This window comes from Gulosibacter sp. 10 (assembly GCF_900163695.1).
Classification (GTDB): Bacteria; Actinomycetota; Actinomycetes; order Actinomycetales; family Microbacteriaceae; genus Gulosibacter.
Window position 1 is genome coordinate 19,050 of sequence record NZ_FUIC01000019.1, and the last position, 15,131, is coordinate 34,180.

Sequence of the window (15,131 nt, forward strand, 5' to 3'; positions counted from 1 at the left end):
GATTCGGGTCCACGGGTGTGGGCCGCGATCACGTCGTACGCGTTCACATCCACCCCCGCCTAACCCCTTTGTTTCGCCCCGCCCTTGTGCGGGGCTTCTCTAGTTAAGGAGGCCCCCCAAATGGGTCAGTTCAAGTACGGCTCGGAGAAGCCGACGAAGAAGGTGCAGGTGCGGTCGCATGATGGCCGCACCATCGAGGTGCCGGAGAGTGCCGCGCCGCTCTACAAGGAGCAGTCGAAGCCTGCCCGGAAGGAGTCGAAGTAATGGCGATCAAGAAGAATCAGCAGTACAACGAGGGGTTCATCGCTGACGGCAACCTCGTCGTCATGGCCGTGGCCGCGGACGAGGTGGAGGATCCTACGCAGGTGTCTGCGGCGCTCCTCAACGGCGCGACGGCGCTGGATGTCACCTATGACATCACCCCGGACGGGTGGAACCACACGCCGCAGAACGAGACCTCGGAGGGCCGCCGGCTCACGTCGCCGTTCACGATTCAGCGTGAGGGCCGTCAGACGGACACGCTCGAGGTCACGTACGTGTGGAACCCGGAACTGCCCGAGGGGGACACGTCCCTCGACCGGTTCCTGACCGTGGGCGAACGCTACATTTTCTTCACCCGCTGGGGTATCGACCACGACCAGGATTTCGCGGCGGGCGACATCGTGGACCTGTTCCCGGTGAAGTGCGGTCGGAAGCGGAAGAACCAGCCCGCGGAGGGTGAGGACCACACGAAGACGGTCACGCTCTCCACTGCGGGTCTCGTGCGTGAGGATGTCGCGCTCGTCGCCGGCCCCACCCCGTAGCAGATCTGTGCGGGCAGGTTCCCTCTGGCCTGCCCGCACGGCACACGAGCAGAGGGACAGACTTTTCAGAGGGAGAAACGTATGTCTCGGATGAGTAGGGCGACGGAGCGTGTCTCCCGCCGCTACAAGGACGTACCCGTAGTACTGGACGGGGCGCTTGTGGTGCAGCATGACGAGCTGCTCCGTGCCGTGCTGCAGGCGGGCATGAAGACGGGTCGGCTCGCGGCGCCGAACCGCGCGTCCGCGCAGAAAGCGCTCGATGAGTGGGTGGAAGCCCACCGGGAGGACGCGCTGACGGTACGCGTGTACGCGTGCCTCGGCTTGCAGGAGTGGAAGCTGATCCGCCTCAAGAACCCGCTCCCGAAGGACGCGGCGAAGCAGGACCCCGGCGCCGCCCGGTACGGGTTCGACATCACCGGCGCCGCGGTCGACGCGCTCGAGAAGTACGGCCGCGTCCTCGACGGCGAGGAAGAGGAGCAGCCCGGCCAGGACGAGTGGGCTGAGTTTTTCCGGTCGGTGGGGAACGCGGACATGACCGCGCTCGTGAACGCCGTCATCGAGGTCAACGGCTCCACTACTGAGCAGTCGTTCGGGAGTCTCCTAAAAGCCTGACGGCCCAGCCGCAGACCCGCGCCGAGATTCGGCTTGCGGAGCGGCTGGGCATCTCCCCGCGCCGGTTGTGGGGAGAGGAGCCCGTGACCCGCCTCACCCCTGATGGGGAGGGCGGGTTTCTTGTGGTCCGGGAGCGGGAGTTCACGGACGAGGACATTCAACTGTTCGAGGCGGCTCGGATCGCGGAGGAACAGATCTCCCCCCGGGGTATCCCGGTGGAGGAGGAACTGGACCCGGCGAACAAGTACCGGTTCCGGGTTGAGAAGCGCACGAATTTCGCGGTGCGTGCTCAGGAGCAGGCGCGGCGGAAGTGGGAGAAGGACAACCCGAAGAGTGACGGGGCAGGGCTCATGTGGGCCGTGTCACTCGATTGACATGTCGATCACCATCGTCATGTCGCCCGTGTGCACCGTGCAGGAGTAGGACGCGGGGACGACTGCACCGAAACTGTTGGTTGAACGGACAGTGCCGGACACCTCCCAAATATTGTCCGAAGTCTCTATCGCAGTCTCGCCGCTATAGCTCGCGGTGGACGGGTCTTTAAGGCGTCGCTCGACGCTGCTGTGACAGGCATCTACCGCCGCATTCTTCGCAGCGAATGGCAGGTAGGGCGTGATGACCCACGCTGCCAAACCGATTACGACGACAGCTAGCACGCCGAGGACGATCCAGTTCTTGCGGCGGTTCTTCACCGCCTCCCGGGCCTCGTCTTGGGCCGCCTTTTTGGCGTCAAGTTCGCGGTCCGCTTTTCGCTGCACGAGCGCTTCGAAGGCGTCGTTGTCGTGAGGCTCCATGTCTCTCATCCTAGGAGGTTTCCTGTGGTCGATAAGTCCGTGAAAGTGACCCCGGCACTCGATTAGGGGTACGCCTCCGCGTACACGTCGAGACAAAGATTCGAGATCTCAATGTTTGCGGGAGCGGGGTCCTCGGCCACCTCGTGGCCGTCGCTGATCAGGCTCAGCGCGGCGTATTGCTTCTCAAACTCCTGACGAAGATCGCCTTCGGTCACGTCAAGGATCGTCACCAGCGTGGGCACCAGTCCCGAAGCGGCGTCGGAGTCGTTCTCTCGGATGGCGTCGGTGACTTGGCTTCGCAGGTGGTCGTCGTATGCCTCGCATGCGTCAAGCGCGGTCGTAATTTCTGAGTCTTCTGTGACCGCGGCGGGGGTCTCATCAGGGCTTGTTTCCGCTTTCGGTCCGCCCGCTGCGCAGCCGGCGAGTGCGAGAAAACAGGCCGCGCTCGCGGCGAAGAGTGGGCGCTTCATGCCCCCCATCTTAGGAGGCTTTTGTGGTCGATAAGTCGGTGAAGGTTGTTCTGCGCGCGGACGTAGCGAACTACGTGCGTGGCATGCAGGAAGCGGCCCGGTCGACGCGGGAGCTCGAGATGGGTTCGGAGAACATCGACGAGTGGGGCGAGAAGTGGTCCTCCGCCGCCGAGAACATCGGCGGAAAGATGCTCATCGCTGGCGGTGCGATTGCTGCCGGCCTTGGCCTCGGCGTGAAAGCGGCGGTCGACTGGGAATCGGCGTGGACCGGTGTGCTCAAGACGGTCGATGGGACGCCGCAGCAGCTGTCGATGGTCGAGGACGGCCTGCGCGAGATGACTTCCGTGCTCCCTGCATCGCACGAGGAAATCGCGGCGGTCGCAGAAGCAGCCGGCCAGCTTGGTATCCAGACCGAGAATGTTGTCGGGTTCACGCGCACGATGATCGACCTTGGAGAGACAACGAACCTTTCTGCTGAGCAGGCTGCCATGTCGCTCGCTCAGTTCATGAACATCATGGGCACGTCGCAGAGCGAGGCCGAGAATCTTGGGTCCGCCATCGTGGGGCTCGGCAACAATTTCGCCACCACGGAATCCAGCATCCTCGAGATGGCGATGCGGCTCGCAGGTGCCGGTGCCCAGGTTGGGTTCACCGAGGGCGAAGTCCTCGGCCTTGCAACTGCGCTCTCCTCGGTAGGTATCGAGGCTGAGGCCGGCGGTTCGGCCATGTCCAAGGTCATGATCGACATCGCCGCATCGGTCGAGGAGGGCGGCGACCGGCTCGAACAGTTCGCCGCTGTCGCAGGCATGACCGCGGACCAGTTCGCAACGCTCTGGCGGAAGGACTCGGCTGCAGCGCTGACAGCGTTCGTGCAGGGCCTCGCAGACGCCGAGTCGCAAGGATCATCCACGCTCGGCATTCTCGCGGATCTCGAAATCACCGAAGTACGGATGCGTGATGCGCTGCTGCGAGCTTCCGGAGCTGCCGGCACGTTCTCTGAGGCCATGGACATGGGCAACGCCGCGTATGAAGAGAACATCGCGCTCATGGAAGAGGCTGAGCTTCGCTACGGCACTACCGAATCAAAGCTTGGCATCCTCCGTAACCGATTCACCGAAGCAGGGATCTCAATCGGCACGCACCTGCTACCAGCCCTTGAGCTCGTAGCATCCGGACTCGGCTCGGTCGCTGACATGATCTCGGGATCGGACGGACCCATGCTGCAACTCGCAGCCTGGGGTGGGGTCGTGGCCGCAGGCGTTCTGCTGGCTGGTGGCGCCTTCCTCACGCTCATCCCCAAGATCGCGGCGACCAACGCGGCATTACTCACTCTCGGGGTGAACACGACTGGGGCAATGACCGCACTGAGAGGGCTGTTCTCCCTCAAGGGCGGGATTGCTCTGACCGCGGTGTGGGCGGCGCTAGAACTCGGGCAGGCGGCGCTAGATGCCGTTACTGCTTCGGCAGATGACGCGGTGAACGCGCTCAAGGATGCTACCTCGGCCGCGGACGTGATGGCGGCTGCGATGAGTCGAAACACATCTATCGGAGAGGTTTTCGGCTGGCGAGATGACGCGAAGGAAGCCGCCGAACTCATGGCGAACCTTGGCGAGCGAATCGATGAGACCAACAAGGCGTGGTACGAGACCTCATCTCAGGCTCGCGATGACATTCGCACCTTTGATGCCCTAGGTGAAGCGCTCCGCGATCTCGGAGAGTCGGACGCCCCTGCCGCGGCGGAGGCTTTCAAGCAGATCACGGAGGAAGCGAATCTCACTGACGATCAGATCGTCTCCCTGCTGGACCGGATGCCGATGTACCGGGACCAGCTCCGGGACCAAGCGGCCGGCCTCGGGATTGTAGAAGGCCAGCTCGACACGTACGAGGAGAAGCTTGCTCTCGCTGAGTGGGCGATCGGCAATGCGTCTAGCTCATCGGAGGCATTCGCAGAGGAACTTGAGGCGCAAGAGACTGCTGCGGCGGAGGCTGAGGCGCAGATCTCTGCTCTCGCGGATGCCATCCGGGAGTATGACGACCTAGTGTCGGGGCTCATCAATGCCGAGATGGGGTTCTATCAGGCGGTTGATCAGGCGAATGATTCGCTCGAGAAGAACGGGGTGAATCTCGACCTGACCACCGAGGCCGGGCGCGAGAACATGTCGGCGCTGCTCGATCTGGCAGAGACGACCAACAATTGGGCCGCTGATCTTGCTGGCTCCCAGGCTCCTCTAGAGGAGTACGCCGCGGTTATCGCAGATGGGCGGGAGAAGTTCATCGAGCTGGCCACGGCAATGACTGGCAGCGCGGAGGAAGCCGAAGCTCTCGCGGACCAGCTGTTCATGCTCCCAGAAGATCTCGAGACCGAATATCGGATCAACACGAGCACGGTCGCTGACGAACTCACCTACATCCTCGGCCTGCTGCAGGAGATGGACCGCAGCAAGACGAACACGGTCACGGTCGATGCGCTGACAGCGGAGGCGCGGCTGCAGCTCGAATCGCTGGGATACGCAGTGGTCGAGCTGACTGATGGATCGTACGCGATCTCTACCGAGCTGAACGATAAGAAGGCTCGGGAAGAGATGGACGGGCTTGTGGCATGGATTGAGTCGCAGGACGGCTCGGTCGATGTCGAGGCCGATACGTCTGGGGCTGAGTGGTCGATCGATCAACTCAACGGGAAGACGATCACGGTCGGCGCCTATATCCGTCAGATTGGCACGTTGCGCGCCTACGGCGGGTTTGATGAGTACGCGTCTGGTGGGATCCGCCGGAACGTGCCGACCGGGATCTACCCTGGCGGCGCGAACATCGTGAAATTCGCTGAGCCAGAGACCCGGTGGGAGGCGTACATCTCCGGGAAACCCGGGCTCGAGAAGCAGAACATTGGCTACGCCCTCGAGGCGCTGGACCGGCTCGGGTACTGGCGGGAGTACGCGGATGGTGGCGTGCTGCAGCAGGCGAGCTACCAGGCGTCCGCGCCGGTCGTGAACGTGTCCTCCCCGGATCGTGGCATGTCGTTCAGTCAGAACGTGACAGTGACAGAGGCGATGAGTGGCGCGGAACTCGTGTCGCTGATGCGACGCGAAGCGAAGCGTGCCCTCGCGGACGAGATGAGGAGCTACCGGTGAATCCTTCCATGGTCCTCAGAACCCGGTCGGGGTTTACCGCGTTCGGGCAGCACGAGCACGAACACTCCGCATTCGGGTGGGGTGTGGAGGAGTTCGAGGGCTGGGGCCCGGTGGAGGTACAGGACCGTGACGTGGAGCGGTGGGGCGACGGCGATCATGCCGTGCAGCCCCGCCGCCGCGCCCGCACGGTTGTCGCGGGCGGTCTCGCGTTGGTGCGCACGTGGGCGGATCTTGCGCGGATGCGGGACCAGCTCGCGGCGCTACCCACGAGCGGGGATGTGCTCACGGTCGAGGATCTCGGCGAAACCCGGTGGGTGACTGCCGGGGTCCGCGGGAAGCCGCTGTTTCGGGAGCGGTACGACCTCGGGGATCCGGCCGCGGATTGGGAGGTCACGTGGAAGGCCGCGGACCCACTCAAGTACGGCCGCACCCGCACGGTCACGGTCCCGGCGGGTGGTGCGGTCGAGGTGGAGCATCTCGGGACCGCGGACGCGTGGCCGGTGCTGCGACTCGTCGGGCCGCTGTCCGCGCTAGAGGTGCGGGCCGGGGGCCGGGCGGTGCGCGTGTCGAGGTCGATCCCGGCCGGTGGCTGGGTGGAGGTCGATACCCGGCGGGCGTGGGCGGTGGATCAGGCGGGCGTGTCGATCGGCACGGACCTGCGGGGTCGTATGCCGCTGATCCCGTCCGGCGGCGGGCCGGTGTATTTCGATGCCACGGGGTCGGGGCGGCTCGAGCTGACGGTGACGGACACGTACTACTAGGAGGCGCCCGTGTGGAATGTGGTCGCGGTCGGGGTCGAGGACTGGCTGCCGTTTGTGCCGTCGTTGGACGCGAATCTCGAGGACGGGTGGTCCTGGAAGCGCGTGCTGAACGGCGTCGGTACGGGCGAGTTCACGATCCGCACGAAAGCGCCCGGTGCGGAGCTGGACGCTGAGACGGTCGCGAAGCTGGGCCGGGATGGCTGGCGCACCCTCATCGTCGTGGAATGGATCGAGGGGGACCAGCGCACGGCCATGTACGCCGGGTTCGTCACGAGCCTGCCCGACTATGACCCGGTGTCGGGGGTGTTGCGGTTGCGGACGCAGGACGCGCGCGCGATCCTCCGTAAGCGCGGCATCATGCCCGTGGACCTGAACTATCAGGGCGAAAGCTTCGGCGCGCAGGTCGGGAATATCAAGGACGCCGTGATCCTATTTGTGCGGGGCGCGTTGATCGGTGGCGTGAACGGGGACCGTTCCCTGGACTGGCGTGGCCGGGCCGGGTGGGCGCTGCCGGTCACGATCATCGATGACGCATGGGTGGTCGATGACGGCGAGGACTACCGCGTGGACGTGCGCGGCCGCTCCGCGGAGGACATCATCGCCGACCTGCAAGACCGCGAGGACGCACCCGACATCGACTTCCAGCCGGTCTGGGATGGTGACTCGCTGGCCTGGCAGGTGATCGTGGACCTCGACCCGCACCGGTGGGATGTGCTGCTGTCCTACGACCCGCATCCGACCGCGCAGGCCGAGATGACCGGGTTCCGGATGCAGGCGGAGTATCAGCATCAGGTGACCGCGCTCACCGCGATCGGCGGCGGGTCCGGCAAATCCATGATCCAGATCCCTGTCACGCACGACACGATCCGCGCGACCCCGCATCAGGGCCTCGATTTGGAGGAGTCCGTGTCCGGGAAACAGGACGACCGGCGCGAGGACGTGCGGTCCATGGGTATCGCGGAGCTGCGGAAGCTGCGCCGTGGGATCCGCCAATACTCGTTCGGCGTGCACACGTCGGAGCGGCATCCCCCCACGCAGTTCGTGCCGGGCGCGCACGTGCTGCACGACTACCCGGGTGACCCGTTCACCCCGGCGCAGCGCATGGAGCACCTGATCCTCTCGGTCGAGGGCGGGCCTGGGCCGGAGCTGGGGTTGGAGGTGGCACAGGTTGGCTAGACCGAATCTCGCGGAGCAGGAGGACCTGGCCGCGACGACGAAAAACCTCCGCGACTTGAACACCGCGAACCCGCTCGAGAACGGTTCCACGGATCGGGGCACGTACACGGTGCGGTCCCGGGGTGAGGGTCTCGTGATCGATGGCGGCGCGTTCCGGGCGCGGGAGAACGCCCTGATCGAGATCCTGTCTCGCCTGTACGGCGAGTCGATTGACCTCTCCGGACAGCTCCGCGTCTACGGCGACAGTTTGCATTTTCAGCAGCTCCAGGTGGGCACGTCCGACCAGGCCGCAGCCACCTACCTGAACGGCCCGCTGTTTGCGCGCGGGCAGACCACGGTCGGCACGTCGGCGTCCCCGCAGGGCCTCATCGTGCTCGGCGACACGCAGGCGCGGGGTGGCCTCGAGGTCGGTACGTCCTCGGACAGGAAGGCCGCGTTTTTCAACGGCAACCTGTGGGCGCGGAACCGCGTGTACATGGAGGAGATCCCTACCGCGGAGGGTGGTACCGCGGACGCGTTCCGGGTGCTGCTCATCAACTCCGCCGGACAGGTCCACAAGGGCCCGCAGCTCGGTGGGATCGGCGGCGGCACGGACCCCGGCGACCCCTCAGGAACCGGCCTGAAGTGGCCGTTCCCGCTGTCCACGATGACCTCCGACTACGGGCCCCGCTCGTCCCCGGGAGGGGTGGGGTCCACGTTCCATCAGGGCATCGATTTCGGCTGGTACCCGGCAGTGAACGGCGCGCAAATTCCGTCCGCAGGCAAGGGGACCGTGATTTTCGCGGGCTGGACCGACGGGTGGGGCAACTATGTCCGCGTCGATCACGGCGGGGGCGTGTGGACGGCGTACGCGCACATGTCGGGGTTCGCGGTCTCGGTCGGCCAGCAGGTCAACCAGCGCGCGACTCTCGGCTACATCGGCTCAACTGGGCCGTCGACCGGGCCGCACCTGCACTACGAGGTGTGGATCAACGGATCCCGCGTCAACCCGCGTGGATACACGAGCTAGGAGCAGTACTGTGACGACGATCATCATTGACCGCGAGCGATTCCGCGGCATCATCCACCCGCACACTGTGACGCCCACGCTGGTGCTGGTCCCGCAGGGCCCCGGCCTCGACGTGTTTCCCGGGCATGAGCCGGTGGTGGTACCCGAGGATGGCCGCACGGAGGTGCCGTCTACGGCGCGCACGGGCGGCACGGTCTGGTATCAGCTGCAGGCGCTGTGGGAGCACCGCGGCTACTGGCCGCACGACCTGCATATCCCAGAGTCCGGGGAGCACGAGGTCTGCGAGCTCGTGGAGCTGCAGGAGTGGGAGCAGGCGCAGCTCGACGCCGCCGCGGAGGGCGTCTGGACGCTCGATGAGGACGGCTGCCCGGGCGCGCCTGCACCGGATCCGCTGGCGGCGCAGATGGCCGCGGTCGGCGCGTCGGGAACGGGGTCTACTGATGGTTGAACTTCGGTTCCCGCTGCGCCGCTTTGACGGGCACCTGTGGCCTGCGGGGGTGACGCCCACGCTCGAGCTGGTGCCGTCCGGGCCGGGCGTGGACGCGTGGGGCGCGTACGCCGGCGGCCCCGTCGCCGTGACCGTGGCCGAGGGCGAGGCCCGCGCCGACGTGGCTCCAACCACGTCGATGCATGGCCGGCACTGGTACACGCTCCGCGCCTCCTGGGCCGAGGACCGGGTGCCGCAGCACGCGTACTGGCTCCACAAAATCCGCGTGCCGCACTCCCCGGGGCCGGTGTACCTGCATGACCTCGTGGACGCGGCCCCGGATGACCTGTATCCCCTCCTCGAGGTGTCGAAAGGCACGACCGATGGGCAGGGGCGTCCGATTCCGCACTCGCGGCACGCGACGCACTGGATCCGCGAGACCGCGGATGGCCGCATGATCTGGATGGAGAAACGCGAATGACGTCCTGGCATGACATTACTGAACTGAACCCCGCGTCGGATGCGACGATGGCGGGGCACGTGCTCGACACGGAATCGTCGGTGCGGGACGCGCTCGATGACCTGTACAAGCCGCGCTACGCGACGGTGGCGGAGGCCACCGCAGGCACCCGCACGGACCTGCAGCTCAACCCGTCTGTGACCCGGCAGGCGTTCAACTCGTGGCTGCCCGCGGCGAGCTACGAGGTACGCCCCGAGACCGCGCTATTCGCGTACAACTCGGCTGCGTTCACGCATCAGCCCGGCGCGCAGTACGCGCTCAACTGGGGCGAAGGTGGCGGGTGGACGAGCTCGGACCCGACTGGCCTCACCGCCACGGACGGCGCCTGGATCGTGGTGCAGAAAGACGGCCTCTACGAGCTGTCCGCGCACATCGGCATCGGCCGGGAGGAGTCCGTGTCCGGTACCGCGTCGATCTGGTGGGCACTGCCCGGCCGCGGCACGACCCGCGGGAAGGGATACGGGGTGGCGCAGATGAGCGGCGAGGGCGTGATCAGCGTGCACTCCACGCCGACGCCGATCCTGCTCCGTCAGGGGCAGTCCGTGGCGCTGCTGACGCATGTGACCGTGGCTCGCCCGATCGCGGGAGACGCCCGAGCGGTATCGCGGATCGCGATCACGCGCCTGGGCCCTGCGCAGGGCTGGGGCTTCTCCTAAACCCGCCGTTTCCGCCCTGCTGGGGCGACCCCTTTTTTGCCTGAGGAGGCCTACTACATGGACATTTCGGAGAGCGTCGCGCTATGCGAGGTGACCGGCAGCATCGTCCGGGCGGTGCTCGACTCCCGCGACGCCGGCGACCGGCCCGACGCCCGCGAGCTGCCCGACCTGAAAGCGACCCTGACCGCGCGGATCCCGTACCTCATCGCGGGCGGGCAGCTCATCGTGCTGGACCCCATCGTACTGGTCACGAACCAGGCCGGGGAGATCATCAACCCGGCCTCGCTCGACGAACCGCCGCAGGTCATCGCGACGGACCAGCCGGGCCAGTCGGAGTTCCGCTACGCGGTGCAGATCACGTGGAGGGGGCAGACTCCGGAGCAGGCCGCCGCGCTGTCCTGGGACGCCGCCGCCCCTGCCGGTGGGGTGCTGGATCTGTCGCACCCGGTGGATCCTCCGGCGCCGGAGGAGGTGCCGGAGTGGGAGCGGGTGCTCGCGGAGGTCGAGGCCGTCCGCCAGGCGGTGCAGGCCCTGCTCGAGGACACTGAGCAGGCCCGTGATGGGGCGGTGGTGGAGCGGGAGGCCGCGGAGGCTGCCCGGGACGCCGCCGAGCAGTACCGGGACGAGGCCGGGGAGATCGTTGCGGGGGAGATCATTGATGATGCGGCGCCGTCTGCGGTGCGGGTGTATTCCTCGGAGCGGGTGACGGCGCTGCTCGCCGCGCTCGACGCCGCGAAAGCCCCGGTCGAGCACACGCACTCCGCCGGACAGATCACGTCGGGGATCATGCAGTCTGCACGGCTGCCGTCGTCGACGACCGCGGGCCGTGGCATCGTGGAGCTCGCCACGAACGATGAGGCGGTCACGGGCACGGACACGTCCCGCGCGACGACCCCCGCCGGGGTCGCGGCCGCGCTGTCTGCGTTTGGGGATCGGCTGCCGGAGCCGCCGGGCGCGCTGGATGCCCGTCTCGCCGCGCCTCTCGCAGGCGGCCGCTCCGTGGTCGTGTTCGCGGGGTCGTCGACGACGTGGATGGATGTGTGGCCGGCGGTGCTCGCCCGGCAGGTCGCGGGCCGGTGGCGGCAGCCCGCCCGGGTGAAACTCACCGACAGCATCCCCACCGGCGACCAGCTGGTGTTCGTGAACGCGGGCGTGAACGGCACCAACGCGGGCACGTACATCACGGACACGACCCGCCCGCAGATCAACGCCCTCAACCCAAGCGCCATCTTCCACATGGTGGGCAGCAACGACTGGAAGCTGGGGCGGACGCCGGCCTGGTATCGCACAAACCTTACGAGCCAGATCGCGGGGTTGTCGTCGTCGCGGCCGCTGCTGCACGTGCTCGTGCATCAGCACGAGCGGGCCGACACGGACACCGGCTCCTGGGACGACTACGGGCAGGTGCTGCGGGAGATCGCGGCGGACCGGTCGGACACGATCGTGGTGGATGTGGCGGACGCGATGCGCGCCGCCGGTGTCGGCCGCGGCCTCGGCAACGCCTACGGGTTGCTGGGGGCGGATGATATTCACCTCACCGACCTCGGTGGGGAGGTGCTCGGTGACCTCATCGCGGACCGCCTCGGTCTCGCGTCCGGTGGTGCCTCGAGCACGGACACCGGCTGGATCGACATCTCGAACCGGCTCATCTCGGGGTTTTCCGCGGGCACGATTCAGGCGCGGCGGGACGGGGACTGGGTGATGATCCGCGGCATCGGCGTCACCGGCAGCTTCGCGGCGTCGTCCACGACGGATTTCATCTCGGGTCTCGACTCGATCTTCCGGCCGTCGCTGCAGGCCTGGGGCACCGCCTGGGGCGGCACGGGCACCGACAAGACCGGTTCCGCGACCGCGCGCACGAACGGGACGGTGGGCGTGACCTTCGGCACGGCGATGTCGAGCATGCAGTTCACGATCGTCCACCGCATCTAACCCGCAAATGCTCTCTGGCCACCCCGGTGCGGGTGGCCGTTTTCATGCCCGAAGGAGGCAACCCATGGTCAAGCAGAACATCGGGTACCCGAACGGGGACCCCCGCAACGCGACCGGCACCGCCCGATGGGGCGGGAAGTCGTGGAGCGTTCGAAAGGAGGCAGCGCCCTGGCTGGAAGCCCTCGCCCGGGCGTTCAAAGCCCGGTTCGGGTACGAACTCCCCGTGTTGGAGGCGCACCGCTCCCTCGCGGAACAGCGGCGCCTCTACGACGGGTGGGTCAACCGCCGGCCAGGGTTCAACCTTGCCGCGGTTCCGGGCACCTCGAACCACGGGTGGGGGCTGGCGGTCGACTTCGGGTCCCCGCTGAACCTCACCAGCAGCGCGGAGCACAAGTGGATGCTCGAAAACGCGCCGAAGTACGGCTGGTGGTGGGCTGGCGGCCAGTCCTGGTGGAGCGTTAAGGAGCCCTGGCATTTTGAGTTCGACGGACGCAACACGCGAGGGAAGATCCCTCCGAAGGCGACGTCGTCCACGATCGGTACCTACACGACCCGGAAGGGCGACACGCTCCGGAAGATCGCGGTGCGCTATCGCATGTCGGTGGCCGCGCTCGCCCGCCTCAACAGCCTCAAGACTGACGCGACGCTCACGGCAGGGCGGAAGCTCAAGGTCGAGACGAAGTGGACGCAGCCCTACGGCACCGGGAAGGCGGGGACGTACAAGGTCACGACGTGGCCGGACGGTATCTACTACCTCAAGAAGGGGGATACGCAGCGCTCGGTCGCGGTCGCGCACAAGATGAGCGTGGCGGCGCTGCGCCGCGCCAACGGCATGGACGAGGAGAAGGGCTTCATGCGCTGGCCCGCCGGTCTCGGCGTGCGGGTGAAGCTTTCTCATCTCCCGGTCGTGTACCGGTACCTCGACGGCCCGGACTCGGACCCGGTCGCGACGGCGCAGGTCCAGCACCGCCTCAAGACCGTCTACCCGTCCTATGCCGGTGATCTCGTGGTCGACGGCATCTACGGCCCCGCGACCGCTGCCGCGGTGCAGGAGTTCCAGCGGCGCACGCCCGGTCTCGGCGCCTCCGCGAAGGTCGACTCCACGACCTGGTCCGCGTTGTTCGGGGGTAGCTGATGCGCGCGATCGTGAAACACGTCTGGGCACAGGCGCGGAAGCCGCCCCACCAGGATCCGATCTACTTCATCGTCTACGTGGCGACGGCGTGGTTCGGGGTCTGGGTGCTCGCCCAGCCGCCCCGCACGGTAGAGGCGGAGTGGGGCCCGATCGTGTCGACGGGGTGGGCGTGGTTTCTCATCGTCGGGGGCACGATCTGCGCAGCGGTCGCGTTCACGCGCTGGTGGTGGGTGGAACGTCTTGGCATGCTGCCTCTCGCGACCGCCCTGCTGTCGTACGGCAGCCTCATCATCTGGGCCCACTTCACGTCGGAGGGGTCACGATCTATGCAGACGTGGGTGGTGCTGCTCGGCGCTGCGCTCATCGCTGTCCGGCTCGCCTCGTTCCGAGGCTACGCGTACGGGCCGCCGACTGATCGGGAGGGCTGATGTGGGGCGCGCAGGAAATCGCGATCGTCCTCGGAGCGATCGGCGGTGGCGCGTTCATCCGCGAGGCCGTATCCGCGGTCTGGCGTGCAGCTACCGGGCGTGAAGGCCGGCGCCGCGCGGACTCTGACGCGGGATGGCGGGCGCGGGACCGGGAGGCCACGAAGCGGCGGAAGCTGCAGGAGTACGCGACGCATCTGCGCATGGAGCTGATGGCTGCGGGCGTGCCGATGCACGAGCTCCCGCCGTGGCCGCGATCTGCCCCGGACACGGGGCCCACGAACACGAAGGAGAAGACATGACCCATGACGAGCATGAGGAGACCCGCCGCGAAGCCCTCGCGGCCGAGCAGGCCACGCACGAGGTTGCGCTCGATCGCGCGAAGGCGACGTTCTGGCAGTCCCTCGCCGGCAGCGCCGTGTTCACGGTGCCGTTCGGGCAGGTGACGACCTGGGGTGATCTGCAGCAGCAGGCTCTCGCGTTCGCGATCGCCGGTGCGGGCTCGCTCGCGGCCGCGCTCGTCGCGGCGTCGGCGTCGTACGCGCGCTGGCGCGGCGGCGCCCAGAAGTCCGAACGCTGACCTCATCAACCCCCGTAATCGCGCCCCACCTGGCTTCGGCTGGGTGGGGCGCGTTTCGGGGTTTCCGGGGTTAGCGTTTGGAGGCGGCCGCTTTCGCGAGGAGGTCGGAGACCTTAGCGCTCCCGGTCCAGGTGATGTCGTCCTCGAGCTCGTCGCGGAGGTGCCGGGGAGGGCTGAAATCGTAGGTCGGAGCGGCGTCGGGCCAGTCGAGGAGGTTCTCGGTGACCTCGGCGGCGTACTCGTCGGCGAAGCTGCCGGCGGCGTAGGAGCCCTGGTCGTAGCCGTGCTCGGCGGCGAACTCGGCGAGCTCGGCGCGGACCTGGTCCTGCAGGTCGACGGTGCGGGATTCGTGGATTTCCATGAGTATCTCCTGGTAGCGGTCGGGGTGGCGGTTGCGGATCATGGCGCGGCGGCGATTGCACGCGGCCTGGGTCCGGCGGATGTAGGTGGTGGCGGATTTGATCGAGATGGCGGGATCGAGCGCGATGAGATCCTCATCGTGCGTCCAGGGCCGGTACTTCGCTCGAGTCGAGGGCGGGTAGTACTGGTCGTAGTGTGATCGGCAGCAGCCGCGCCCGTAGAGGCGTCTGGTGCAGCCGGGTTCCTGGCAGGTGAGGGCGGGGGGAGCGGGTGGGAGTTTCTTGGTCGTGAGTTGCAGGGCATCCCATCCGGGGATGATGTGGCTGTATACGGAGGGGGT

Annotated in this window: 19 protein-coding genes; 16 read left to right on the forward strand and 3 right to left on the reverse strand. The window is 67.1% G+C overall.

Going from position 1 to position 15,131, the window contains the following annotated elements; genetic code table 11:
* Window positions 1-120 precede the first annotated feature (120 nt).
* The 4 genes from FM112_RS17185 to FM112_RS07710 all read left to right on the forward strand — a co-directional run bounded on the left by FM112_RS17185 (window position 121) and on the right by FM112_RS07710 (window position 1,789).
* Window positions 121-264 (forward strand): hypothetical protein, encoded by a 144-nt coding sequence (locus tag FM112_RS17185; RefSeq protein ID WP_176386725.1) that lies wholly within the window; start codon window positions 121-123, stop codon window positions 262-264.
* Window positions 264-803, forward strand: coding sequence for a hypothetical protein (locus FM112_RS07700; protein WP_087006024.1), 540 nt, complete (start codon window positions 264-266; stop codon window positions 801-803). The genes FM112_RS17185 and FM112_RS07700 overlap by 1 nt, the downstream gene beginning before the upstream one ends.
* 90 nt (window positions 804-893) lie before the next feature.
* The gene (locus FM112_RS07705; protein WP_140400620.1) at window positions 894-1,415 is read left to right on the forward strand and encodes a hypothetical protein; all 522 of its coding nucleotides are present in this window, start codon (window positions 894-896) and stop codon (window positions 1,413-1,415) included.
* Window positions 1,416-1,498: 83 nt separating this feature from the next.
* Window positions 1,499-1,789 carry a hypothetical protein gene (locus FM112_RS07710; protein ID WP_087006030.1) on the forward strand — a complete coding sequence of 97 codons (291 nt, stop codon included), beginning with the start codon at window positions 1,499-1,501 and terminating at the stop codon, window positions 1,787-1,789.
* Here the strand turns inward: FM112_RS07710 and FM112_RS07715 are convergent.
* Both FM112_RS07715 and FM112_RS07720 read right to left on the reverse strand, forming a co-directional pair.
* A complete protein-coding gene (locus FM112_RS07715; RefSeq protein WP_140400621.1) occupies window positions 1,778-2,209 on the reverse strand; it encodes a hypothetical protein in 432 nt (143 codons plus the stop codon). The two genes, FM112_RS07710 and FM112_RS07715, sit on opposite strands and share 12 nt — an antisense overlap.
* 62 nt (window positions 2,210-2,271) lie before the next feature.
* The gene (locus FM112_RS07720) at window positions 2,272-2,679 is read right to left on the reverse strand and encodes a hypothetical protein (RefSeq protein ID WP_140400622.1); all 408 of its coding nucleotides are present in this window, start codon (window positions 2,677-2,679) and stop codon (window positions 2,272-2,274) included.
* 23 nt (window positions 2,680-2,702) lie between these two features.
* Here FM112_RS07720 and FM112_RS07725 point away from each other — a divergent pair, with 23 nt between their 5' ends.
* The 12 genes from FM112_RS07725 to FM112_RS07780 all read left to right on the forward strand — a co-directional run bounded on the left by FM112_RS07725 (window position 2,703) and on the right by FM112_RS07780 (window position 14,431).
* The gene (locus tag FM112_RS07725) at window positions 2,703-5,810 is read left to right on the forward strand and encodes a phage tail tape measure protein (protein ID WP_087006040.1); all 3,108 of its coding nucleotides are present in this window, start codon (window positions 2,703-2,705) and stop codon (window positions 5,808-5,810) included.
* Window positions 5,807-6,571: a hypothetical protein gene (locus tag FM112_RS07730; protein WP_140400623.1), complete on the forward strand. Its 765-nt coding sequence runs from the start codon at window positions 5,807-5,809 to the stop codon at window positions 6,569-6,571. The genes FM112_RS07725 and FM112_RS07730 overlap by 4 nt, the downstream gene beginning before the upstream one ends.
* Before the next feature lie 9 nt (window positions 6,572-6,580).
* Window positions 6,581-7,747, forward strand: coding sequence for a hypothetical protein (locus FM112_RS07735; protein ID WP_087006047.1), 1,167 nt, complete (start codon window positions 6,581-6,583; stop codon window positions 7,745-7,747).
* Window positions 7,748-7,802: 55 nt separating this feature from the next.
* Window positions 7,803-8,756 (forward strand): M23 family metallopeptidase, encoded by a 954-nt coding sequence (locus tag FM112_RS17420; RefSeq protein ID WP_140400624.1) that lies wholly within the window; start codon window positions 7,803-7,805, stop codon window positions 8,754-8,756.
* A 10-nt stretch (window positions 8,757-8,766) separates the two neighbouring features.
* The gene (locus FM112_RS07745) at window positions 8,767-9,204 is read left to right on the forward strand and encodes a hypothetical protein (RefSeq protein ID WP_087006053.1); all 438 of its coding nucleotides are present in this window, start codon (window positions 8,767-8,769) and stop codon (window positions 9,202-9,204) included.
* Window positions 9,197-9,664, forward strand: a complete 468-nt coding sequence (locus FM112_RS07750; protein ID WP_087006054.1) for a hypothetical protein — start codon at window positions 9,197-9,199, stop codon at window positions 9,662-9,664. The genes FM112_RS07745 and FM112_RS07750 overlap by 8 nt, the downstream gene beginning before the upstream one ends.
* Complete coding sequence (locus tag FM112_RS07755) at window positions 9,661-10,359, forward strand: hypothetical protein (protein ID WP_140400626.1); 699 nt, start codon at window positions 9,661-9,663, stop codon at window positions 10,357-10,359. Before FM112_RS07750 ends, FM112_RS07755 begins: the two co-directional genes overlap by 4 nt.
* Before the next feature lie 57 nt (window positions 10,360-10,416).
* Complete coding sequence (locus tag FM112_RS07760) at window positions 10,417-12,291, forward strand: SGNH/GDSL hydrolase family protein (RefSeq protein WP_087006059.1); 1,875 nt, start codon at window positions 10,417-10,419, stop codon at window positions 12,289-12,291.
* Window positions 12,292-12,355: 64 nt separating this feature from the next.
* Complete coding sequence (locus FM112_RS07765; RefSeq protein ID WP_176386726.1) at window positions 12,356-13,426, forward strand: LysM peptidoglycan-binding domain-containing protein; 1,071 nt, start codon at window positions 12,356-12,358, stop codon at window positions 13,424-13,426.
* 11 nt (window positions 13,427-13,437) lie between these two features.
* Entirely contained in the window at window positions 13,438-13,854 is a 417-nt protein-coding gene (locus FM112_RS07770; protein WP_140400627.1) for a hypothetical protein, read from the forward strand.
* The gene (locus tag FM112_RS07775; RefSeq protein WP_087006069.1) at window positions 13,854-14,153 is read left to right on the forward strand and encodes a hypothetical protein; all 300 of its coding nucleotides are present in this window, start codon (window positions 13,854-13,856) and stop codon (window positions 14,151-14,153) included. The genes FM112_RS07770 and FM112_RS07775 overlap by 1 nt, the downstream gene beginning before the upstream one ends.
* The gene (locus FM112_RS07780; RefSeq protein ID WP_087006072.1) at window positions 14,150-14,431 is read left to right on the forward strand and encodes a hypothetical protein; all 282 of its coding nucleotides are present in this window, start codon (window positions 14,150-14,152) and stop codon (window positions 14,429-14,431) included. The genes FM112_RS07775 and FM112_RS07780 overlap by 4 nt, the downstream gene beginning before the upstream one ends.
* A 70-nt stretch (window positions 14,432-14,501) precedes the next feature.
* Here the strand turns inward: FM112_RS07780 and FM112_RS17195 are convergent.
* Window positions 14,502-15,131, reverse strand: a 630-nt coding sequence (locus FM112_RS17195; RefSeq protein WP_176386727.1) for a hypothetical protein, incomplete at its 5' end; no start/stop codon positions are given.